Origin of the sequence: Arthrobacter zhaoxinii (genome assembly GCF_024385505.1) — a bacterium.
Lineage (GTDB): Bacteria > Actinomycetota > Actinomycetes > Actinomycetales > Micrococcaceae > Arthrobacter_B > Arthrobacter_B zhaoxinii.
Window position 1 is genome coordinate 367,591 of record NZ_JANFLT010000005.1, and the last position, 22,526, is coordinate 390,116.

Here is a 22,526-nt window from a genome sequence, read left to right on the forward strand (position 1 = left end):
GCTGCCCCGGACGCCCGTGCGGGGTTTCGCGGGCCGCTGAACCGGCGGGTGCGCTATCCCTGCGTTTTTTGTCGGACGTCCGTTATATGGTCCTTCTATGCCCCATGTTTCGCTGCCCAAAGGGGCAAATGCCCTCATCGCATCGCCTGTTCACCGCGGACTCCGGATGGAGCTTCACTGGACCGCACAGTCCGGCACCCAGGAAGTGGACCTGTTCATCCTCCTACTTGATGCCAACCGGCGGGTAACCACCAACGCGGACATTGTCTTTTATAACCAGCCGGATTATCTGGGCGGTGCTGCCCGATATCTAGGGAGAAGCGATACCGCAACGGGGCATGCGCACAAAGCAGAGATTTTTCTTGACCGCCTTCCCAAGGAGGTCCATACCATTGCGGTGGCGGGTGCCCTGGATTCAGAAGAGTCGCGATTGGGCGGACTATCTTCGCTGGAGCTCACACTGTCTGCAGACTCTGGAACCCTGTTCAGCATCCCATGCGAGGGTTTATCCACTGAACGCGTTGCCGTTGCGGGTGAAATCTACCGGCGTAACGGCGAGTGGAAGGTCCGCTCGGTATCGCAAGGGTGGACTGGAGGGCTCCCGGATCTGCTCAGGCACCACGGGGCGGTCCTTGATGACGGCTCAGCGGAGCAGAAATCTGCCGTCGATGGCTCGGGCGTGGTGAATCCCCCGGCTTCTGTTCCTGAGCCGGATCCCGCAGGGCTCGCGCACCTTCAGGACCTGAACCACCAAATTCGTGAGCGGGAAGCCGTATTGGCAGAGCTCGAGTCGCGGATAGTTGAAACACGTGAGATCAACCTCCTGCAGGATCTGGGTATCTATGACTTCGCCCATCCGCTCGAGGACGCCGTCCAGTACAAGGACCGCTTGTCTCAGCTAAGGGTCTCCATCAAGGAAGTTGTGAAAGAACGGGCGGTCACCGGGGCTACTAATTGGGCGGTGAACGGAGACATAAAAAAGGGTGCCCAGATGGTAAAGGAACAGTGCAAGCTGATGTTGAGGGCCTACAACGCCGAAGCGGACAACTGTGTACGCACCGTCCGTGCTCACTCGCTTGACGCAAATACGTCACGGCTTGAACGTGCAAAAACGTCCATTGAAAAACTCGGGAAGAGCATGGCGATTGCGATCACCGACGACTATCACCGGCTGCGGTTGGATGAGTTGAAGCTGACTGCTGATTACCACGCGAAGGTAGCCGCTGAACGTGAAACGCAGCGTGCACTCAGGGAGGAAGCGCGCGAGCAGGAAAAGGTGGAGAAAGAGCTGCAGAAGGCACGCGACAAGATGGAGCAGGAGCGTGACAAGTACCTTGCAGCGCTGGCCATCGCGGTCGACAGCGGTGAACCCGACGCCGTCGCCGCCATGCAACAGTTCGTTGAGGAAGCGGAGGCCAAGCTTCGTGACATTGAAAACCGTCAGGCCAACGTGCGCACGGGTTATGTCTACGTCATCTCCAATCTTGGCGCCTTTGGGGACCGCATCGTGAAAATCGGGATGACCCGGAGGCTAGAGCCCACTGAACGCATTCGAGAACTGAGTGGCGCCGGCGTACCGTTCCTCTACGACATACATGTCCTTTTCTTCAGCGAGGACGCGGCGGCCCTGGAGACCCAGCTCCATCGGGAATTCGAGTCCCGGCGGGTGAATAAAGTCAATCTCAGACGTGAGTTCTTCTATGCTTCCCCTGCAGAAGTAAAAGAAGCGGTCAAACGGCTGGTGGGCGTAACCACTCTGGAATTCAAGGAAGAATCGGAAGCCAGCGAGTTCAGGCTCAGCCTGTCACTAACGGAAGGTGTGTAGTGGGATTTAAGAAGAGCACGTCAATCAGACTGATGCCGGGGGTGACCGTTCGGGTTTCCAACACAGGTGTCAGTGCCTATGCAGGGCGGACAAAGGTGGCTGGCACATCTGCGTCGTCACGAAGGCCTGCCGCGCGGACCGCTCCTCGCCGCAACCCTGCGCCGGCTCCCGCGACCAGGCCGGCGCCTGCGCCTAAACCCGGCCTGTTGGCTCCGAAGGAAGAGAAGGCACTCTATGCCTACGCGATCTCCCAGCAGGTTCCCGGGCTTGATCCCCAGGTGATGCAGCATCCCGTGTACGGACATGCCGCCGCAGCACTATTGGGACTCCAGCAGTTTCGAGCAGGCAATGACGAGGCCTGCGCGGCGCAGCTGCGGAGCGTGATCCACGGCCCGGCACCGATTGAAACCAACCCGTTCGTCCTTAAATACCTGTCCGGATTCATTTTCGACTTGGAGATAGCCGGCGGCGTGATTGTGAGTCTGCCGTTGACGAGCGCCGCGTTGACGTTGGTCCTGGCTGAAGCTCTGCAGTCGTTGCAGAGGGATACTGAGGCAATCCAGTACGTCGAACAGTTGGATCCGACCTACCCTGCATTGCTAAGCCTTACCGAGCTCTATGCTGACCGGCAGGACTGGGAGGAAATTCTGCGATTGACGGACCGCGTGCCTGTAGATTCCGAAGTCACTGCACTGCTGGCCATCCTAAGATCACAAGCTCACCTCGAACTCGGTCAGATGGTCGCAGCAAAGGAGTGTCTGAAACCGCTGACGGCCAGCAAGAAGCACTCCGAAAATATTCGCTTCAAAGCCTTGGTGCACCGTTCCAATATCAGTCTGGCAGAGAAGGCTTACGGGCGGGCCGTCGCAGATCTGGAGAAGATCCTGGCCGAGAATTCCCAGGTGCGAGGAATCCGTGAAGCGATTGCTGAAATAAATCAGGCAAAACTTGACGCCGAGAGTCAGAAGGCTAACGCTGCAGCGGAAAAAGCTGCCGAGACACAGCGCCTTCGCGACCAGAAAGCCGCTGAGGTAGCACGCCGGCGTGAAGAAAAAGCCGCTGACGCCCAGCGCCTTCGAGCCGAAAAATCAGCTGCGAAACTTGCTCAAAATAACGCGCCGGTGATTCAGACCGGAGTGATCAGCCTGAGTGACGACGATGCGGATACGCCCTCGGAAGACCAGGCCTTGGATACAGCGAACGAACCAATGGGTAAGTCACCCGGCTTTTACCCTGATCCCGAAGGAGTGGCGCCCTTCCGCTACTGGGACGGTGACTCCTGGACCTCACGGGTGCGCATGACGCAGTAGCCCGGGCAGGCCTACGATCCTCACAGCGCCTCGGCCCTTCCTACCCCTCCGGCCGGTTCCGGTTGTAGCTCTCGGACCGCTGCTGGCCGCTGAGCTCGGCAATCGCCTCCATGACCCGGTCCGTGGCCTGCCGGCGGGCCGGCAAAGCGTGGTCGGGACCGGTCTTCTGGAAGTACAGCGGCTGCCCCACCTTCAGGGTGAAGTGCCCGGGTTTGACCGTTTTCTTCCCGGCAGGCTGCAGCTTGTCGGTGTCGATGAGCCCGACCGGGACCACCGGCGCCCCGGAGGTCAGCGCCAGCCAGCCGACGCCGGTGCGGCCGCGATAGAGCAGCCCGTCGCGGGAGCGGGTGCCTTCGGGGTAGATTCCGACCCCGCCGCCCTCTTCCAGGATGTCCAGCAGCGTCTTGAGCGCGGCAACGCTGGCGGCCTGCTGGTCGCGCTGCACCGGAATGGACCCGACGCCTTCAAAGAAGCTCTTCATGGCGAGCCCCTTGAGGCCGGTGCCCGTGAAGTATTCGGCCTTGGCGAAGAACCCCACGCGGCGGGGAAGCAGCGCCTGCACCAGGACACTGTCCAGGAAGGACTGGTGGTTGCAGGCGACGATAAACGGGCCGCTGGCCGGAACGTGCTCCAGTCCGGTGATCGTAGGCCGGCAGAGACCGGCAACAAGCCCGCGGGTGCTTGCCCGGGTCAGGTTATACAGAACCATGGAGTGCCGCTCCGTTCCGCGTGTAACCCAGCACTGCATCGGGAAGTTCCCCGGCGCTGTCCACGACGACGGCGGCCCCGGCGGCTTCCAGCTCGCCGTCGGCGGCGAAGCCCCAGGAAACGCCGATGCAGTCAATGCCGTTGGCGGCGGCACCCTCGACGTCGTGCCGGCGGTCGCCGATCATCACGGCCAGGTCATAGGACCCGGCATGCCGCTCCAGGGCTGCGCGGATGATGCCGGCCTTGCCGTTGAGCGCGGCTGCGGCAAGCTCGTCGGCCGGGGAGCCGTGCACGGAGGAAAACAGATCGCCCATGCCCTGCACACCGAGCAGTTCCACCGCCAGGTGTTCGGGTTTCTGGGTTGCCACGGCGACGGTGCCCTCACGGCGGAGCCGTTCGACCGCTCCGATGATGCCGGGGTACGGACGGCTCTGCCCCATGCCGGTCTGCCGGTAGCCCTGCCGGTAGTGCGCAATGACGGCGTCCAGACGGTCTTCCGGGACGCCGGCAATGTCCCGCAGGGAGGTCATCAGGGACGGGCCGACCATGCGGTGCAGGTCCGCCTCGGAGGGCACGGGAAGCCCGCAGGCCGCCAACGCGGAACTGATGCCGCCCGTGATGGCACCCGCCGGGTCCACCAGCGTTCCATCAAGATCGAAAAGCACCAAGAGCCGGGGAGAAGTCACGGGCCTAAGTTTGGCATATCCCGGCGGGCTAAGGGAAAAAGATATGCCCGGCACAGTATATGTGCCGGGCAGGTATCCCGTTACGGGTTGAGGATTTCCGCCAGGAACGTAGCGGTGTGGCTGCCCTCAACCTTGGCGACCTTCTCCGGGGTGCCGGAGGCCACCACCTTGCCGCCGCCGGTGCCGCCGTCGGGACCGAGGTCAATGATCCAGTCGGCACTCTTGATGACGTCCAGGTTGTGCTCGATGGTGATCACGGTGTTGCCCTTGTCCACCAGCCCCTGCAGGACCTCCAGCAGCTTGCGGACGTCTTCGAAGTGCAGGCCCGTGGTGGGCTCGTCGAGGACGTAGATGCTGCGGCCGTTGGAGCGCTTCTGCAGTTCGCTGGCGAGCTTCACGCGCTGTGCCTCGCCGCCGGAGAGCGTGGTGGCGGGCTGGCCCAGCCGGACATAGCCCAGGCCCACGTCCACCAGCGTGTTCAGGTGCCGGGAAATCGGACCGAAGGCGGCGAAGAACTCCGCGGCTTCCTCGATCGGCATGTCCAGCACCTCGGCGATGTTCTTGCCCTTGTAGTGCACCTCCATGGTTTCCCGGTTGAACCGGGCGCCGTGGCACACCTCGCACGGAACATACACGTCGGGCAGGAAGTTCATTTCGATCTTCAGCGTGCCGTCGCCGTGGCAGGCCTCGCAGCGCCCGCCCTTGACGTTGAAGGAGAAGCGGCCCGGCAGGTAGCCGCGCACCTTCGCCTCGTTGGTCTCGGCGAAGAGCTTGCGGATGTGGTCCCAGACACCGGTGTAGGTGGCGGGGTTGGACCGCGGGGTCCGTCCGATCGGGCTCTGGTCCACGTGGATGACCTTGTCCAGCTGCTCCAGGCCCTCCACGCGGGTGTGCCTGCCGGCCACGTGCTTTGCGCCGTTGAGCTTGTTCGCCATCGTCTTGTAAAGGATGTCGTTGATCAGGGTGGACTTGCCGGAGCCGCTGACGCCCGTGACGGCAGTGAAAACGCCCAGCGGAACGTCCACGTTCAGGTTCTGCAGGTTGTTTTCCCGCGCCCCGACGATCTTCAGCTGGCGGGACTTGTCCACCTTGCGCCGCTTCGCCGGGATTTCGATCTTCTTCCGGCCGGAGAGGTACGCGCCGGTGATGGACCGCTCGTTGGTCAGCAGCTCGGCCAACGGTCCGGAGTGCACCACCTCGCCGCCGCGCTCACCGGCGCCGGGGCCGACGTCGACAATCCAGTCCGCTTCCTGGATCGTGTCTTCGTCGTGCTCCACCACAATCAGGGTGTTGCCCAGGCTGCGCAGCCGGATCAGGGTGTCGATCAGGCGACGGTTGTCCTTCTGGTGCAGGCCGATGGACGGCTCATCCAGGACGTACAGCACGCCGACGAGACCGGAGCCGATCTGCGTGGCCAGGCGGATGCGCTGGGCTTCGCCGCCGGACAGCGTGGCCGCCGGGCGGTTCAGGCTCAGGTATTCGAGGCCGACGTCGAGCAGGAAGGTCAGGCGGGCCTGGATTTCCTTCAGCACCTGGTTGGCAATCTGCGCTTCGCGTCCGGTGAGGACCAGGGTGTTGAGGAAGTCCGCGGCTTCACGCAGCGGCAGGGCGCTGATCTCGGCGATGTTGCGGCCGTTGATCAGCACGGACAGGGACGCCGGGTTCAGGCGCGCTCCCCCGCACTCGGGGCAGGCAATTTCCCGCATGTACTCTTCGTACCGGTCGCGGGCGTGGTCCGACTCGGTTTCCTCGTGCTTGCGGTGGATGTACTGGATGACGCCTTCGAAGCCGGTGCTGTACTTACGTTCGCGGCCGAAGCGGTTCCGGTACTGGACCACCACCTTGTGGTCCTTGCCGTGGAGCACTGCCTCGCGCACCTTAGCCGGCAGCTTCTTCCAGGGGGTGTCCATGGAGAAGCCCATGTCCTTGGCCAGGCCGTCGAGCAGCCGGTTCCAGTACTCCGTGGTGGCGGTGCCCAGGGACCACGGGGCGATGGCACCCTCGGCCAGGGACTTGGAGGGGTCCGGAATGATCAGGTCCTCGTCCACTTCCAGCCGGGAGCCGATGCCGGTGCAGACCGGGCAGGCGCCGAACGGGTTGTTGAAGGAGAATGACCGCGGTTCGATTTCGTCGATGGCCAGCGGGTGCTCGTTCGGGCAGGCGAGGTTCTCGGAGAAGGTGCGGGTACGTTCGCTGCTGTCCTCGGGCAGGTCCACGAAGTCCACCACCACGCGCCCGTCGGCCAGGCCGAGTCCGGTTTCCACGGAGTCGGTGAGCCGCTGCCGGATGCCGTCCTTGGCCACCAGACGGTCCACGACCACTTCGATGTTGTGCTTGTACTGCTTGCCGAGCTTCGGCGGATCGGACAGCTGGATCTGCTTGCCGTCCACCCGGGCACGGGAGTAGCCCTTGGCAGCGAGTTCCTTGAACAGGTCAACGAATTCGCCCTTCCGGCCGCGGACCACCGGGGCCAGGATCTGGAAGCGGGTGCCCTCTTCCAGTTCGAGGAGCTGGTCCACGATCTGCTGCGGCGTCTGCCGGCTGACGGGCTCGCCGCAGACCGGGCAGAAGGGCCGTCCCACACGGGCCCAGAGCAGGCGCATGTAGTCGTGGATCTCGGTGATGGTGCCGACCGTGGAGCGCGGGTTCTTGCTGGTGGACTTCTGGTCGATCGAGACGGCGGGCGAGAGGCCCTCGATGAAGTCGACGTCGGGCTTGTCCACCTGGCCCAGGAACATGCGCGCGTAGGCGGAGAGGGACTCGACGTAACGGCGCTGGCCCTCGGCGAAGATGGTGTCGAACGCCAGGGAGGATTTGCCCGAACCGGACAGGCCGGTGAAGACGATCATGGCGTCCCGCGGAAGGTCCAGGTCAACGTTGCGGAGGTTGTGCTCGCGCGCGCCTTTCACTACCAGACGGGAAAGGTCATTGGCTTTATGCGGCACGAACGTGGTGTCCGCCGTCGGAAGAGTCGATTTAGGCACGTTTTCCACTCTAGTTCAAACGCCGATTCGAAAAAGTATTCGACCCCCCGGGTTTCGCCGCGGGCGAAGCGGAACGGGTGCACGGAGCTGCCGGGGCTGCATCGCGCGCGCACGCGATCCCAAGGTTGGGGCTGTTGTTATCCCTGAGGTGCCACCGGCACCAGCAGCACCACCCGGTGGGATGCTGTGCTGTAAACCGCTCTAGCCCAGCGCAGCCCGCACGAGGGATACGGCGTCGTCATCCGAGACGCCGTTGGCCCGTACCGTCTCGGCATACGCGGCGGCGGCTTCGGCCACCCGGCCGCGGCTGCTGTCACCGTTCGCGGCGATGACCGTGCCGGCGCGGGACCGGGTGGTCACCACCTGCGCCTGCTCCAGTTCGCGGTAGGCCTTGGCCACGGTGTTCACTGCCAGTCCCAGGTGTCCGGCCAGCGCACGGACCGGAGGCAGCCGCGTCCCGACGGCGAGGCGGCCGTCATTCACGCCGTCCAGGATCTGCAGGCGCAGCTGTTCATACGGGGGAACCGAGCTGGAAGCGTCTATCCGGACCTTTGCCAGCACGCCGGGGTCGTTGCCGGCAGGGGGCGCTTCGGATCCGGGCTTTGTGTCAGGCGTCATGCTGCAATGCTAATGCCCGGCAGGATCGGCAGGCTCCTCCGCGGTCTCCGCCGGGCCGGCGAACTGGGAGCGGTAGAGCTCGGAGTAGAAACCCTCGGCCGCCAGCAGTGCCTCATGCGGGCCCTGCTCCACGATCTGCCCGTCCCGCACCACCAGGATGATGTCCGCGTCCCGGATGGTGGACAGGCGGTGGGCAATCACGAAGCTGGTGCGGTCCTGACGCAGGGCGTTCATGGCCAGCCGGATCGCGACTTCGGTGCGGGTGTCCACGGAACTGGTCGCTTCGTCCAGCACCAGGATGGACGGGTTCGAAAGCCAGGCCCGGGCGATGGTCAACAGCTGCCGCTGGCCCTGGCTGAGCGCCCCGCCGTCGTACCCGAGCACGGTGTCGTAGCCCTCCGGCAGGGAGCGGACGAAGTGGTCCACGTGGGTGGCCTGCGCCGCAGCGACAATCTGCTCCTCGGTGGCGCCGGGTGCGCCGTAGGCCAGGTTCTCCCGCACGGTGCCCTCGAACAGCCAGGCGTCCTGGAGCACCATGCCGATGTGGCTGCGCAGTTCCTCGCGGCCGAGCCGGGCAGTGTCCACGCCATCGATCGTGATGCGGCCGGCGTCCACCTCGTAGAACCGCATCAGGAGATTGACCAGGGTGGTCTTGCCGGCGCCGGTGGGGCCCACGATGGCCACGGTCTGCCCCGGCTCGGCGGTGAAGGACAGATCCCGGATAAGCGGCGCGTCGGGGCTGTAACTGAAGGACACGTCTTCAAAGGCCACCCGTCCCCGGACGGTCTCGAGGTGTTCGGGCCGCTCGGGGTCCGGATCCTGCTCCCTGGCATCCAGCAGTGCGAACACGCGTTCCGCGGAGGCGACGCCGGACTGGAGCATGTTGATCAGCCCGCCGAGCTGGCCCAGCGGCTGGCTGAACTGGCGGCTGTACTGCACGAAGGCCTGCACGCCGCCGATGGACAGCTGCCCGCCGGCCACCTGCAGGCCGCCGACCACGGCCACCGCCACATAGTTGAGGTTCGAGATGAACATCATCGCCGGCATGATGATGCCCGAGACGAACTGCGCGCGGAACGCGGAGCGGTACAGGCGGTGGTTGGCCGGGGCGAATCCCTCGATCACCCGTTCCTGCTGGCCGAAGGCCTTCACGACGTCCTGGCCGGTGAACATTTCCTCGATGTAGCCGTTCACCTCGCCGGTGGATTTCCACTGGGTCTTGAACTCCGCCTGCGAGCGCCGGGCAATGAGCACGGTGACCAGGGCGGAGACCGGCACGGTGATCACGGCGATCAGGGCCAGCAGCGGGGAAATGGAGACCATCATTGCCAGCACGCCGATGATGGTCAGGACCGAGGTGACAATCTGGGTCAGGCTCTGCGAAAGGGTCTGGGCCAGGTTGTCGATGTCATTGGTGACGCGGCTCAGGACGTCGCCGCGTGACTGCTGCTGGAAATGGGACATGGGCAGGCGGAACAGTTTGCCGTCGACGTCGCGGCGCAGCCGGTACATGGCGTTCTGGACAACGCGGGCGGTCACCCGTGCCTGGAACCAGCCGAACGCGAACGCCGCGAGGTAGATTCCCAGCACGCCGAGCAGGATGCCGCCGAGCCGGGCGAAGTCCAGTCCCTGCCCGGGGACCACGTCCATGACCGCAAGCATGTCCGCCAGTTCCCGTTCCCCCGAGTCCCGCAGCGTCTGTACCTGGGCGTCCTTGGACATCCCCGCCGGCAGGGACTGCCCGATGAACCCGTCGAAGATGACGTTGGTGGCCTCCCCCAGGATCCTCGGTGCACTGACCGCGAGCGCCACGGAGACGACGGCGGCAGCCAGTACCGCCGCCACCCGTACCCGGTCCGGTGCCATCAGCCCCAGGATCCGCCGGACACTGGCGGCAAAGTTCTCCGGCCTGGCCGTTGCAGGAGCCCCCGGGCGTCCCCGTACCCCCGGGGTGCTCATGCGACTTCCTCCGCGGTCAGCTGCGACGCGACGATCTCCCGGTAGGTGTCCGAGGACTCCATCAGCTCGGCATGGGTTCCCTGCCCCGCTATCCGTCCTTCCTCCAGCACGATGATCCGGGCGGCGTCGGTGATGGTGTTCACCCGCTGGGCGACCACGATGACCGTGGCGTTCCGGGTCTGCGGCTTCAGCGCCGCCCGCAGCCGGGCGTCGGTGGCGAAGTCGAGGGCGGAGAAGCTGTCATCGAACAGGTAAATGGACGGCCGGACCACCAGGGCGCGGGCAATGGCCAGGCGTTGGCGCTGTCCCCCGGAGAAGTTGGACCCGCCCTGCTCCACGCGGTGTTCCAGTCCTCCCTCGGACGTCCGCACGAAGTCCGCCGCCTGCGCGGTCTCCAGCGCCTCCCAGAGCTCAGCGTCGGTGGCCTCCGGCCGGCCGAAGCGCAGGTTCGAGGCAATGGTGCCGCTGAACAGGTACGCCCGCTGCGGCACGAGGCCGATGCCGCGCCGCAGTGAGGAGAGCGTGACGCCGGCAATGTCCTGCCCGTCCACGTCGATGCTGCCGGACGTGGAGTCGAGCAGCCGCGGAACCAGATGCAGCAGTGTGGTCTTTCCTGCCCCGGTGGAACCGATGATGGCGGTGGTCTCCCCCGGCAGGGCTTCGAAACTGAGGTTGAACAGCACCGGGTCCTCCGCCCCCGGGTAGCTGTAGCCGACATCCGTAAAGGTGAGCCGTCCGCCGTCGTACGCCAGCTCTCCCGCCCCGGGGGCATCGGAGACGCTGGTCCGGGTATCCAGCACCTCGAAGATCCGTTCGGCACACACCGCGGCGCGGGGAAGCATCATGATCATGAACATGGACATCATGACGGCCACGAGGATCTGCATGATGTAGGCGATAAAGGCGGTGAGCGCACCGATCTGCATCTGTCCGGCGTCGATCCGGAAGGCACCGAACCAGACCACCGCGACCGTGGCGAGGTTGGCGATCAACATGGCGGCGGGAAACAGCAGGGCCAGCAGCTGGCTGACCCGCAGCTGCGTCTGCGTGAGGTCCCTGTTCGCTCCGGCGAAACGGTCCTGCTCGGAGTGCTCCCGGATGAAGGCCCGGATGACGCTGATGCCCATGATCTGTTCCCGCAGCACCGAGTTGACCCGGTCGATCTGCCGCTGGGCGCGCCGGAACAGGGGAATCAGCCGCCGCAGGACCAACCCGATCACCAGGAACAGGGCGGGCAGGATCAGCAGCAGGATGCCGGAGAGCGGAATGTCCTGGTTCAGGGCCAGCAGGACCCCGCCCACACCCATGATGGGAGCCGAGACCATCATGGTGAAGGTCATCAGCAGCGTCATCTGCACCTGCTGCACATCATTGGTGGTGCGGGTGATCAGTGACGGCGGCCCGAACAGGCCGACTTCCCGGGAGGAGAAGGTCTCCACGTTGGTGAACAGCGCTGCCCGGATATTCCGGCCGGCGCTCATGGCCACCCGGGAGGCAAGATAGGTGGCCGCAACCGAACACACGACCTGGCCCGCCGTGACGGCAAGCATCCATCCGCCTACCTGCATGATGACGCCGGTATCCCCGGTGACCACACCGCGGTCAATGATGTCGGCGTTCAGGGTGGGCAGATACAGCGTGGCGACGGTCTGCAGCAGCTGCAGGAGAACGACGGCGGCCACCGCGCCTTTGTAGGGGGCGAGGTTTTCCCGGACCAGCCTCAGAAGCATCCTTGCAACGTACGCCCGTCCGCGAGCGCAGACAATAGGTCCCCTGCGCCGAGTGCCTCGCTAGACTGGCGGCATGGAGGATCTGGAGAACATCACTATCCGCAGCGTGTCCGTCAGCGACATGGACAACAACGTCTACCTGCTCACCGGCAAGGCGTCCGGCGCGCAGGTGCTTATCGACGCCGCAGCCGACTTCCCCGCCATCCAGCGGCTGCTGGCTGACGGGGCGCAGGATGCCGCGGTCCCGGCGAAGCTGGAACTGGTCATCACCACGCACAGCCACTGGGACCATGTCCGGGCGCTCGCCGAAACGGTGGCGGCCACCGGCGCGCGGACCGCAGCCGGCACGGCGGACATCCCCGACATTGAGGTGCCCACGGTTGTTCCCCTGGACCACGGGGACACCGGCACGTTCCCCGACTTTGAGCTGGAGGCGATCTCGCTGCGCGGCCACACCCCGGGTTCCGTGGCCCTGCTCTACCGGGACCCGCACGGCCCCGCCCACCTGTTCACCGGAGATTCCCTCTTCCCAGGCGGGCTGGGCAACACGCAGAAGGATCCGGAGCGCTTTGCGCAGCTGTACCGCGACGTATTCGAACGTGTGTTCGATTATCTTCCGGATGACACCGTGGTGCACCCCGGTCACGGCGCCGGCACCACCCTGGGCGCCGAGCGGCCGCACCTGCGGGAGTGGAAAGAGCGCGGCTGGTAGCAGCCGCGGTCCGGTTTGCCGCTAGGCCGCCTTCCGGCCCACCATAAAGAGCCGCCGGAACGGGAAGACGGTTCCCCAGGCGTGCTGCGGGTAGGCCGTCCGCAGCAGGGAAGCGTATTCGGCCTCGAAGGCGGCAAAGTCCTCGGCGGACAGGGCGTTGATGACCGGACGCAGGGCTGTGCCCCGCACCCATTCCAGTACCGGATCCTCACCGGTCAGGACCTGGGCGTAGCTGGTTTCCCAGACATCCGCCTCGAACCCGGCCTCGGTGAAGAGGGCCAGGTATTCCTCCGGCTCGTCCACGGCGTCGGCATGGCGCAGCACCCCGTCCAGCTTCGGCACCCAGGCGGCGCTCGCCGCCAGTTCCCGCATCAGCACATGGGAGGGCGCGGTGAAGTTGCCCGGCACCTGCACCGCCAGCCACGCGCCGGCGTCGAGCTGCTTGGCCCACCGCCGCAGGAGGTCCCGGTGGCCCGGCACCCACTGCAGTGCGGCGTTGGAGACCACCACATCCGTGCCGGGCTCCGGGTTCCAGTCCTCAATCCGGCCGTGCACAAAGTCCAGGTTCGACGGCGCATCCTCCAGTGTCCGGGCGGCGTCGACCATGTCCTGCGAGGAGTCCAGGCCGGTGACCTGCGCCTGCGGCCAGCGGGCGGCGAGCGCTGCGGTGAGGACGCCCGTGCCGCAGCCAAGATCCACCACGCGCGCCGGGGAGGATGCGGCAACCCGGGCCGTGAGGTCGAAGAAGGGGCGGTCGCGGTGCGAGGAGAACTGTGTGTACTTTTCGGGGTCCCATTTCATGCCGCAGAGCCTACCCGCCGCATCCGGCGGAAAACGGGATCGGCGCGGCCCCGTTAGTCTGGTATGGACATGAAACTTCTTGAGCAGCTTGCCTCCGGCCCGTCCAGCACCCGCACCGTTGATCCCGACGAGACCTACACGTCCTTCCTGGAGTGGGTGGAAAGCCGCGGTATGTCCCTGTACCCGGCGCAGGATGAGGCAGTCATGGAACTGGTGACGGGCAACAACGTCATCCTTGCCACCCCCACCGGGTCCGGTAAGTCGATGGTGGCGATCGCCGCGCATTTCTACGCCATGGCACAGGACGAGCGCAGCTACTACACGGCGCCCATCAAGGCCCTGGTGTCGGAGAAGTTCTTCGCGCTGTGTGAAATCTTCGGTGCTGAGAACGTCGGGATGGTCACCGGCGACTCCTCGGTGAACAAGGACGCCCCGATCATCTGCTGCACAGCGGAGATCCTGGCCAACATCGCCCTGCGCGAAGGCGCCGACGCAGACCTGGGCACCGTCATCATGGACGAGTTCCATTTCTACTCCGATCCGCAGCGCGGCTGGGCCTGGCAGGTTCCGCTGCTGGAGCTGCCGCAGGCCCAGTTCCTGCTGATGTCCGCCACCCTGGGCGATATGACCCGGATCGCCAATGAGCTCAGTGAACTCACCAACCGGGACACCGTCACGGTCTCCTCCGTGCAGCGGCCCATTCCCCTGCACTACTACTACGTGGAGACCCCGGTCCAGGAATCCCTGGAGGAACTGCTGGCCACCAAGCAAGTGCCGGTCTACGTAGTGCATTTTTCCCAGATCGAAGCCATTGACCGGGCCCAGGCCCTCATGAGCATCAACGTCTGCACCCGCGAGGAAAAGGACCGGATCGCCGAGCTGATCGCCGGCTTCCGGTTTGCCCCCGGGTTCGGCAAGACCCTGAACCGGCTGGTCCGGCACGGCATCGGCGTGCACCATGCCGGCATGCTGCCCAAGTACCGGCGCCTGGTGGAGCAGCTGGCCCAGGCCGGCCTGCTGAAGGTCATCTGCGGCACCGACACCCTGGGGGTCGGCATCAACGTGCCCATCCGCACCGTGCTGATCACCGCCCTGTCCAAGTACGACGGCACGCGCACCCGGCCCCTGAAGGTCCGTGAGTTCCACCAGATCGCCGGACGCGCCGGGCGGGCCGGGTACGACACGGCAGGCACCGTCGTCGTGCAGGCACCGGAACACGTGATCGAAAACGTCAAGGCCATGGCCAAGGCACACGCCAAGTTCGGTGACGACCAGAAGAAGCTGCGCCAGGTGGTGAAGAAGAAGCCGCAGGCCGGTTTTGTCTCCTGGGGCAAACCGACCTTCGAGAAGCTGGTGGACGGCACTCCGGAACCGCTGACCTCCAGCTTCAACATCACCCACTCCATGCTGCTGAACCTGCTGGAGCGCCCGGGGGATCCGTTCACTGCGGCCAAGAAGCTGCTGACCAACAACCACGAGACCCGGTCCTCGCAGCTGGCGCTGATGAAGAAGGCCCTGAGCATCTACCGGGAACTCAAGACCGCCGGCATTGTCGAGGTGCTGCCGGAGCCCGACGCCGACGGCCGCACCGTCCGCCTGAAGGTGCACCTGCAGCCGAACTTCGCCCTGAACCAGCCGCTGTCCCCGTTTGCCATGGCCTCCCTGGAGATCCTGGACCCGGACAGCCCGTCCTACGCTCTGGACGTGGTCTCCGTGATCGAAGCGATCATGGAAAAGCCCCGCCAGGTGCTCTCCGCCCAGGAGAAGAAGGCACGCGGCGAAGCTATCGCTGCCATGAAGTCCCAGGGCATCGAGTACGACGAGCGGATGGCCCTGCTGGAGGAAGTGAGCTACCCGCAGCCGCTGGCCGAACTCCTGGAGCAGTCCTTCGAGGTGTACCGCTCCGGCGCTCCCTGGCTGGGCGAGTTCGAACTCAGCCCCAAGTCGATTGTCCGGGACATGTACGAGCGGGCCATGAGCTTCGGCGAGTACGTGCAGTTCTACTCCCTGGCCCGTTCCGAAGGCGTGCTGCTGCGCTACCTCTCGGACACCTACAAGGCCCTGCTGCACACCGTGCCGCCGGAGCGGCTGCGAGAAGACCTGGAAGACATCATCGAATGGCTGGGTGAACTGGTCCGCCAGACCGACTCCTCCCTGCTGGACGAATGGGAAGAGCTGACCAGCGGCATCAACCCCGATGCCTCGAACGAGCCGCTGCTTCCGCCGGTGCCGGACCGCCTGACGGCCAACGTCCGGGCGTTCCGGGTCATGGTGCGCAATGAGATGTTCTCCCGGGTGAAGCTTTTCGCCGACGAGGATGACCGCGCCCTGGGAGAGCTCGACGGCGACGCCGGCTGGGACGCCGACCGCTGGGCGGACGTCCTGGACGCGTACTTCGAGGAACACGAGGATATCGACGACGGCCCGGACGGCCGCGGACCCAACCTGCTGATCATCAAGGAACTCCCCGGCAAATGGGAGGTCCGGCAGATCTTCAAGGACCCGGCCAACCACCTGGACTGGGGCATCACCGCCGAAGTGGACCTGGCGGCGTCGGACGAGGCCGGCAGCCCCGTCATCAAGGTGATCTCCGCCGGACGCCTGGATTAGGCTGGAGCCCATGCAGATCCGTCCCGCACGCCGGGAAGACGTCCCCGTCATCCTTGAGCTGATCCACGACCTGGCCATCTACGAAAAAGAACCGCACGCGGTGAAAAATACCGTGGAGGCGCTGGAAGCGAACCTCTTCGGGGAGCATCCGGCCATCTTCGCCCATGTGGCGGTGGACGGGGGCACGGTGCAGGGGTTCGCCCTGTGGTTCCTGAACTACTCCACCTGGGAGGGTGTGCACGGCATCTATCTCGAGGACCTCTACGTCCGGCCCGAGGCCCGGGGCAGGGGCATCGGGAAGGCGCTGCTGCGGACGCTGGCGGAAACCGCCGTCGAACGCGGCTACGCCCGGGTGGAATGGTGCGTACTGAACTGGAACGAACCCTCCATCGGCTTCTATCGGTCCCTGGGCGCCGCGGCGCAGGACGACTGGACCACCTTCCGGCTCACCGGAGACGCGCTCGCCTCCTTCGGGGGCCGGTCATGAGCGTCCCGGTCCCGCACATCCCCGTCCCCCACGCCGCCTCGCGCAGCTACCCGGTGCGCGGAATGAACGTGACGGACCACCGGTTCACGGTGCCGCTGGACCACTCGGATCCGGACGGCGAAACCATTACGGTCTTTGCCCGCGAATATTCCGACGCCGAACTTTCCGCAGCCGAAGTGCAGGACCTGCCGTGGCTGCTTTACCTGCAGGGCGGCCCGGGCGGCAAGGGCAGCCGGCTGCTGCAGTTCGGCGGCTGGACGAAGGCCGCTTCCAAGCACTTCCGGATCCTGATGCTGGACCAGCGCGGGACCGGGCTCTCCACTCCGGCGGACCAGCAGACCCTGCCGCTGCGCGGAGACGCCGCGGCGCAGGCCGCGTATCTCGCCCGTTTCCGGGCCGACTCGATTGTGGCCGATGCCGAGCTGATCCGGCAGGCCCTCGGCTCCGGACCGTGGAGCACGTACGGGCAGAGCTACGGCGGCTTCTGCACCCTGACCTACCTCTCCTTTGCCCCCGGTGGTTTGAAGGAATGCCTGGTGACCGGAGGCCTGGCCCCGTTGACCGGGCCGGCGGACCGCGTCTACGAAGCGACGTTCCGCCGGGTGGCCGCACGCAACGCGGAGTACTTCTCCCGCTACCCGGAGGACCGGGAGGCCACCACCCGGATTGCCCGGCACCTGGAGTCCGTCCCGGAGTTCCTCCCCACCGGGGAGCGCCTGACCGTGCGGCGGTTCCAGATGGCCGGGTCCTACCTGGGCGGCAACACCCGGGTGGACGGCCTGCATTACCTGCTGCAGGAGGCGTTTGTCCCCACCCCGGACGGGGACCGGCTCTCGGCCACCTTCCTGGAAGCTGTCCACGGACTGGTCAGCCGCGCGGCGAATCCGCTCTACGCGGTGATGCACGAGTCGATCTACGGCCAGGGCGAAGCCACCAACTGGGCGGCGGAGCGCGTACTGCAGTCCTTCCCGGAGTTTGAACCCACGGCGCCCCAGCCGCTGTACACCGGCGAGATGGTCTACCCCTGGTACTTCGACGAGGACCCGGCACTGATCCCGCTTCGGGAAACCGCCGAGCTGCTGGCCCGGAAATCCGACTGGGGTCCCCTGTACGACACCGCGCAGCTGGCACGCAACACCGTGCCCGTGGCCGCCGCCGTCTACACGGATGACATCTACGTGGACCGGGACCTCTCCCTGGAAACCGCCGCAGCCGTGCAGGGGCTGAAGGTCTGGGAAAGCGCCGACTTCCACCATGACGGCATTGCCGACGACGGCGAAGCGATTTTCACCCGGCTGCTGGGCATGGTCCGCGGCGCGGACGGGTAGTCCGGCATAATGAAGCAGGTCCCCGGCAGACGCCGGGGACCTGCTTCATTTTTCCTGATGTTGTCCTGGGGCCGCTACAGCGGCCGGTCGGCCAGTTTCCGGACCCAGTCCGGGGTGGGCTTGCCGAGCTTGCGGTCAGTGGTGAGACGGAGCCGTGCGGCCCGGATCTGCACCCGTTCGCGGTCCCGGTCCCGGTCAGGCTGATCGGCGCCCCGCGGGGCCTTACCTCCGTGTGCCAGCGGCAGTGCTGCTGTTGTCATCGTCAGCCTCCTCCGTTCCGGGTCCGCTCGTGATGATTTCATTCTGGCCCATATCGCCGTTCGAGTCCACTAACGCCGTCAGCGGGCGCGCCCAGGCAATGCTGATGATCGCTGCCTCTTCGGCACCGGCCAGGTCGCTCTGGGCCAGCAGATCCAAAACGCCCAGGCCGGTTTCCTGCCGCCGGGGATCCTCCGACAGGGACGCTTCGATGGCCCACTGGGCACGGGTCCACCACTCCGACCGCTGATCCGCTTTCCGGCGCTGCTCCAGGGTTTTCCATCCGATGAAAAAGGTCAGGGCACCCGCAAGCAGGACAGCCAGCGGGCCCAGCGCGGCGACAATTTCCCACCAGGAGGTGGCACTGTCTGCCGGAAGCGCCGGAAGCGCCGGCGGGGACGGCGGGGAGGTGAACTGCATGCTTCCACCGTAGCGCCGGCCGCCGACATTCCCGGCCGACCCGGCCGGCAGCCCCGTCGGTCAGGCCCTAGTGAAATCGATGATTCCGCGGATATTGATGCCCTCACGCATATCGTTGTAGGCCTCGTTGATCTCGTCCAGGGAGTACCGCTTGGTGATCAGCTCGTCCAGCTTCAGCCGGCCGGCCTGGTAGAGGCGCAGCAGCATCGGCATCGCCTCCCGTGGGGACGCCATGCCGTAGAGCGCGCCCTGGATGCGCTTCTGGTACATGGCCAGGGTAAAGGCGTTGATCCCCGGGATCTCGTCGTCGGTGTCCTTGCCGATCCCGGTGACCACAACGGTTCCGCCCTTGCGGATGGCACCATATGCCCGGCCGATGTCGGCACCCGTGACGACACCGATGCAGATAATCGCCGAATCCGCTCCCTGGCCGTTGGTGACGGACCGAACGAAGGCATCGGCTTCATCGAAGTCCGCGAAGACCTCAGTGGCGCCGAACTGCGGGGCAAAGTCCTTCTTGGCCGGTGCCGGATCGACCACCACCACGTGGGCGGCGCCGGACAGAGCGGCCCCCTGGACCGCATTCATGCCGATGCCGCCGGCGCCGATGACCAGGACAACGTCCCCTCCCCGGACATGTGCCGCGTTGGTCGCCGAGCCGAACCCGGTGGCGACGCCGCAGGCCACCAGGCAGGCAACCTCCAGCGGTACTTCCGGGTCGATTTTCACGACGGACATCTGGTCGTAAACCTGCCACTGCGCGAAGGTGCCCAGAGTGCTGACCGTACCCACGTCCGTTCCGTCGGAGTGCATCCGGAAGCCGCCCGAAGGCTGGTTCCCCTCGAGGATGATTGCTCCGTAGTCGCAAAGGTTCTGCATTCCCGCGGCGCACCAGCGGCACTTCCCGCAACCGGGGATGAAGGCCGTGACAATGTGGTCGCCCTCGGCCAGGTCATGCACCTCGGAGCCCACCTTGCGGACAATGCCGGCGCCTTCATGGCCGCCGACCATCGGCGTCATGCCGGTCTGGATATCCCCGGTGACGAAATGGTCATCGGAATGGCAAAGGCCGGTGGCCACCATCTCCACCAGGACCTCGGTGGGTCCCGGTTCGTCCAGGTCCACCTCCTGAACGGTCCATTTGCCGGGTGCTTCCCACAGAACTGCTGCACGTGTTTTCATCCTGGTCCTCCACATCGTTGTGATTGGAGTGGCAGGCTACAGCAGCAGCACCGCAGTGTTCGCAGGTACTCCTACGGGTCTTCCGTCCCGCGTGGACCGGCGGCCTACGCGTGTCCGGCGGACTGCATCTGGCGCAGTTCCTTCTTCAGGTCCCCCACCTCGTCGCGGAGCCGCGCCGCGAGCTCGAACTGCAGCTCGGCGGCGGCGGCATGCATCTGCTCGGTCATGGACGCAATGAGCGTGGTGAGGTCCTCGGCCGGAGCGGCGGCGAGGCCGTCCTTCCGGACCCCCTTGCCCTTGCCCTTCGTCTTCTTCTTCGCGGCCTCTTCCAGGAGCGCCTTGGTGTCGGCGTCCTCGCGGGCCAGCTGGTCCGTGATATCCGCGATCTTCTTGCGCAGCGGCTGCGGGTCCACGCCGTGCTTCTTGTTGTAGGCGACCTGGATCTCGCGGCGGCGGTTGGTTTCATCAATGGCCTTGGCCATGGAATCGGTGATCCGGTCCGCGTACATGTGGACCTCGCCGGAGACGTTACGGGCGGCACGGCCGATCGTCTGGATCAGGGAGGTGGAGGAGCGCAGGAAGCCCTCCTTGTCGGCGTCGAGGATGCTGACCAGGGATACCTCGGGAAGGTCCAGGCCCTCACGCAGCAGGTTAATGCCGACCAGCACGTCGAAGGTGCCCATCCGCAGTTCGCGGAGCAGTTCCACGCGGCGCAGGGTATCGACGTCGGAGTGCAGGTATTCCACCTTGACCCCGTGCTCCAGCAGATAGCCCGTGAGGTCCTCCGCCATCCGTTTGGTGAGCGTGGTGACCAGCACGCGCTCGTCCCGCTCGGTGCGGGTGCGGATTTCGCCGAGCAGGTCATCGATCTGGCCCTTGCTGGGCTTCACCACCACCTGCGGGTCCACCAGGCCGGTGGGCCGGATGATCTGTTCCACGTAGCCGTCCGCCTTGGACAGTTCGTATTTGCCGGGGGTGGCGGACATGTACACGGTCTGGCCGATCCGCTCCAGGAACTCGTCCCACTTGAGCGGACGGTTGTCCATGGCCGAGGGAAGCCGGAAGCCGTGGTCCACCAGGGTGCGCTTGCGGGACATATCACCTTCGTACATGGCACCGATCTGCGGAATGGTGACGTGGGATTCGTCCACCACCAGCAGGAAGTCATCCGGGAAGTAATCCAGCAGGCAGTGCGGGGCGGTGCCCGGGCCGCGGCCGTCGATATGCCGCGAGTAGTTCTCGATGCCGTTGCAGAAACCCATCTGCTGCATCATTTCCAGGTCGTAGGTGGTGCGCATCCGCAGCCGCTGGGCTTCCACCAGCTTGTTCTGGGATTCAAGTTCCTTCAGCCGCACCTGCAGCTCGTCCTCGATCTGGCGGATGGCACGGTGCATCCGGTCCTCGCCGGCCACATAGTGCGACGCCGGGAAGACGTACATTTCGTTCTCTTCATGGATGACGTCGCCGGTCAGCGGATGCAGGGTGTAGATGTTCTCGATCTCGTCGCCGAAGAATTCCACGCGGATCGCGTTTTCCTCGTACATCGGAATGATTTCCACGGTGTCGCCGCGCACCCGGAAGGTGCCGCGGTGGAAGTCCATGTCATTGCGGACGTACTGCATGGCTACGAAGCGGCGCAGCAGGTCATCACGGTTCATCTGCTGGCCCCGGCGCAGCGTCACCATCGCCTCGATGTACTCTTCCGGGGTGCCCAGGCCGTAGATGCAGGACACGGTGGCCACCACGATGACGTCACGGCGGGTCAGCAGGGCATTGGTGGCCGAGTGGCGCAGGCGTTCGACTTCCTCATTGATGGAGGAGTCCTTCTCGATGAAGGTGTCCGTCTGCGGAACGTACGCTTCAGGCTGGTAGTAGTCGTAATAGGAGACGAAGTATTCCACCGCGTTGTTGGGCAGCAGCTCCCGGAATTCGTTGGCCAGCTGGGCGGCCAGCGTCTTGTTCTGGACCATCACCAGCGTTGGGCGCTGAACCTGCTCCACCAGCCAGGCCGCCGTCGCGCTCTTACCGGTACCGGTGGCGCCCAGGAGGACAACGTCCTTCTCGCCCGCGTTGATCCGCTCGGCGAGTTCCTTGATGGCGGTGGGCTGGTCACCGGCGGGCTTGTAGTCACTGATGACCTCAAACGGTGCCACTACTCTCTTGATGTCCTGCGCAAGACTCATGGGTTTAAAGCTACTCCGCTCTGCGGACAGCCGTGGTCCGCTTTGCTAGCGGCTGAACGGGGAATGCCCGCCGGTCCTGGCCCTACCGTGCCGCCCGGGTCCGGGCGGCATTCAGCGGCACCAGCCGGGTTTCCCAGAGATCCCGTACGGCCGCAGCCAGCTCCTGCTCGGTGCCGGTGTTGTGCAGCACAACGTCGGCGGCTTCGGCCCGCTGCTCCGCGGTGGCCTGGGCGGCGATCCGGGCCCGTGCGGCGTCGGGCTCCATTCCCCGCATCCGGACCATGCGGTCCAGCCGGACATCCTCGGGTGCCTCGACAACGAGGACAAAATCGAAGTTCCCGGCCTGGCCGGTTTCCACCAGGAGCGGGATGTCCTGGACCAGGATCCCGTCCGCGGGCACCTCGGCCGCCAGCTCCGCGGCACGGGCCCGGACCAGCGGATGGATAATACCGTTCAGCACCTTCCTGCGCTCCTCGTCGCCGAAGACCACGGCGGCCAGCGCCGCCCGGTCCAGGGAACCGTCGGCAGCCAGGATGGCGGGGCCAAAAGCCTCGACGACGGCGGCCAGGCCAGGTGTGCCGGGCTCCACCACTTCCCGGGCCAGGGCATCGGCGTCCACCAGCACCGCCCCGCAGTCCACGAGGGTACGGGCAACCAGGGATTTTCCGGCGGCGATCCCGCCGGTGAGTCCAACCTTGAGCATGCCCCCACCCTACCGCCGGTGT

Annotated in this window: 18 protein-coding genes; 6 read left to right on the forward strand and 12 right to left on the reverse strand. The window is 65.6% G+C overall.

The window, feature by feature from the left end:
• Positions 1 to 97: 97 nt before the first annotated feature.
• The gene (locus NNX37_RS09110) at positions 98 to 1,825 is read left to right on the forward strand and encodes a DUF4041 domain-containing protein (RefSeq protein WP_255792120.1); all 1,728 of its coding nucleotides are present in this window, start codon (positions 98 to 100) and stop codon (positions 1,823 to 1,825) included.
• Positions 1,826 to 2,031: 206 nt separating this feature from the next.
• On the forward strand, positions 2,032 to 3,135 hold the full coding sequence (locus tag NNX37_RS09115) for a DUF2510 domain-containing protein (protein WP_255792121.1): 1,104 nt from the start codon (positions 2,032 to 2,034) through the stop codon (positions 3,133 to 3,135).
• A gap of 40 nt (positions 3,136 to 3,175) precedes the next feature.
• On the opposite strand, the gene NNX37_RS09120 is transcribed toward NNX37_RS09115, so the two are convergent.
• From NNX37_RS09120 to NNX37_RS09145, 6 genes are all read right to left on the reverse strand, one after another.
• Positions 3,176 to 3,844, reverse strand: coding sequence for a lysophospholipid acyltransferase family protein (locus NNX37_RS09120; RefSeq protein WP_255792123.1), 669 nt, complete (start codon positions 3,842 to 3,844; stop codon positions 3,176 to 3,178).
• On the reverse strand, positions 3,831 to 4,529 hold the full coding sequence (locus tag NNX37_RS09125) for an HAD hydrolase-like protein (protein ID WP_255792124.1): 699 nt from the start codon (positions 4,527 to 4,529) through the stop codon (positions 3,831 to 3,833). The genes NNX37_RS09120 and NNX37_RS09125 overlap by 14 nt, the downstream gene beginning before the upstream one ends.
• 80 nt (positions 4,530 to 4,609) lie before the next feature.
• Positions 4,610 to 7,513, reverse strand: coding sequence for an excinuclease ABC subunit UvrA (gene uvrA, locus NNX37_RS09130; RefSeq protein ID WP_255792125.1), 2,904 nt, complete (start codon positions 7,511 to 7,513; stop codon positions 4,610 to 4,612).
• Positions 7,514 to 7,714: 201 nt separating this feature from the next.
• The gene (locus NNX37_RS09135) at positions 7,715 to 8,131 is read right to left on the reverse strand and encodes a GntR family transcriptional regulator (RefSeq protein WP_255792126.1); all 417 of its coding nucleotides are present in this window, start codon (positions 8,129 to 8,131) and stop codon (positions 7,715 to 7,717) included.
• A 9-nt stretch (positions 8,132 to 8,140) separates the two neighbouring features.
• Positions 8,141 to 10,090: an ABC transporter ATP-binding protein gene (locus NNX37_RS09140; protein WP_255792128.1), complete on the reverse strand. Its 1,950-nt coding sequence runs from the start codon at positions 10,088 to 10,090 to the stop codon at positions 8,141 to 8,143.
• A complete protein-coding gene (locus NNX37_RS09145) occupies positions 10,087 to 11,820 on the reverse strand; it encodes an ABC transporter ATP-binding protein (protein WP_255792129.1) in 1,734 nt (577 codons plus the stop codon). Before NNX37_RS09145 ends, NNX37_RS09140 begins: the two co-directional genes overlap by 4 nt.
• 73 nt (positions 11,821 to 11,893) lie before the next feature.
• Between NNX37_RS09145 and NNX37_RS09150 the strand changes: the two genes are divergently transcribed.
• Positions 11,894 to 12,532 (forward strand): MBL fold metallo-hydrolase, encoded by a 639-nt coding sequence (locus tag NNX37_RS09150; RefSeq protein WP_255792131.1) that lies wholly within the window; start codon positions 11,894 to 11,896, stop codon positions 12,530 to 12,532.
• Positions 12,533 to 12,553: 21 nt separating this feature from the next.
• Here NNX37_RS09150 and NNX37_RS09155 read toward each other — a convergent pair whose 3' ends face one another.
• A complete protein-coding gene (locus tag NNX37_RS09155; protein WP_255792132.1) occupies positions 12,554 to 13,333 on the reverse strand; it encodes a trans-aconitate 2-methyltransferase in 780 nt (259 codons plus the stop codon).
• A 69-nt stretch (positions 13,334 to 13,402) separates the two neighbouring features.
• Between NNX37_RS09155 and NNX37_RS09160 the strand changes: the two genes are divergently transcribed.
• The 3 genes from NNX37_RS09160 to NNX37_RS09170 are packed head-to-tail and all read left to right on the forward strand — an operon-like array spanning position 13,403 to position 17,758.
• A complete protein-coding gene (locus tag NNX37_RS09160; RefSeq protein ID WP_255792825.1) occupies positions 13,403 to 15,943 on the forward strand; it encodes a DEAD/DEAH box helicase in 2,541 nt (846 codons plus the stop codon).
• Between the two features lie 10 nt (positions 15,944 to 15,953).
• Positions 15,954 to 16,430, forward strand: a complete 477-nt coding sequence (locus NNX37_RS09165; protein WP_255792134.1) for a GNAT family N-acetyltransferase — start codon at positions 15,954 to 15,956, stop codon at positions 16,428 to 16,430.
• Positions 16,427 to 17,758 (forward strand): alpha/beta fold hydrolase, encoded by a 1,332-nt coding sequence (locus NNX37_RS09170; RefSeq protein WP_255792135.1) that lies wholly within the window; start codon positions 16,427 to 16,429, stop codon positions 17,756 to 17,758. The genes NNX37_RS09165 and NNX37_RS09170 overlap by 4 nt, the downstream gene beginning before the upstream one ends.
• Before the next feature lie 74 nt (positions 17,759 to 17,832).
• Here the strand turns inward: NNX37_RS09170 and NNX37_RS09175 are convergent, their stop codons facing one another.
• The 5 genes from NNX37_RS09175 to coaE all read right to left on the reverse strand — a co-directional run bounded on the left by NNX37_RS09175 (position 17,833) and on the right by coaE (position 22,504).
• A complete protein-coding gene (locus NNX37_RS09175; RefSeq protein ID WP_255792136.1) occupies positions 17,833 to 18,018 on the reverse strand; it encodes a hypothetical protein in 186 nt (61 codons plus the stop codon).
• Positions 17,981 to 18,436 (reverse strand): hypothetical protein, encoded by a 456-nt coding sequence (locus NNX37_RS09180; RefSeq protein ID WP_255792137.1) that lies wholly within the window; start codon positions 18,434 to 18,436, stop codon positions 17,981 to 17,983. The genes NNX37_RS09175 and NNX37_RS09180 overlap by 38 nt, the downstream gene beginning before the upstream one ends.
• Positions 18,437 to 18,496: 60 nt before the next feature.
• A complete protein-coding gene (locus tag NNX37_RS09185) occupies positions 18,497 to 19,618 on the reverse strand; it encodes an NDMA-dependent alcohol dehydrogenase (RefSeq protein ID WP_255792138.1) in 1,122 nt (373 codons plus the stop codon).
• A 104-nt stretch (positions 19,619 to 19,722) separates the two neighbouring features.
• Positions 19,723 to 21,801: an excinuclease ABC subunit UvrB gene (gene uvrB / locus NNX37_RS09190; protein WP_255792139.1), complete on the reverse strand. Its 2,079-nt coding sequence runs from the start codon at positions 21,799 to 21,801 to the stop codon at positions 19,723 to 19,725.
• Positions 21,802 to 21,883: 82 nt separating this feature from the next.
• Positions 21,884 to 22,504 carry a dephospho-CoA kinase gene (coaE, locus tag NNX37_RS09195; protein WP_255792140.1) on the reverse strand — a complete coding sequence of 207 codons (621 nt, stop codon included), beginning with the start codon at positions 22,502 to 22,504 and terminating at the stop codon, positions 21,884 to 21,886.
• Positions 22,505 to 22,526: the final 22 nt, after the last annotated feature.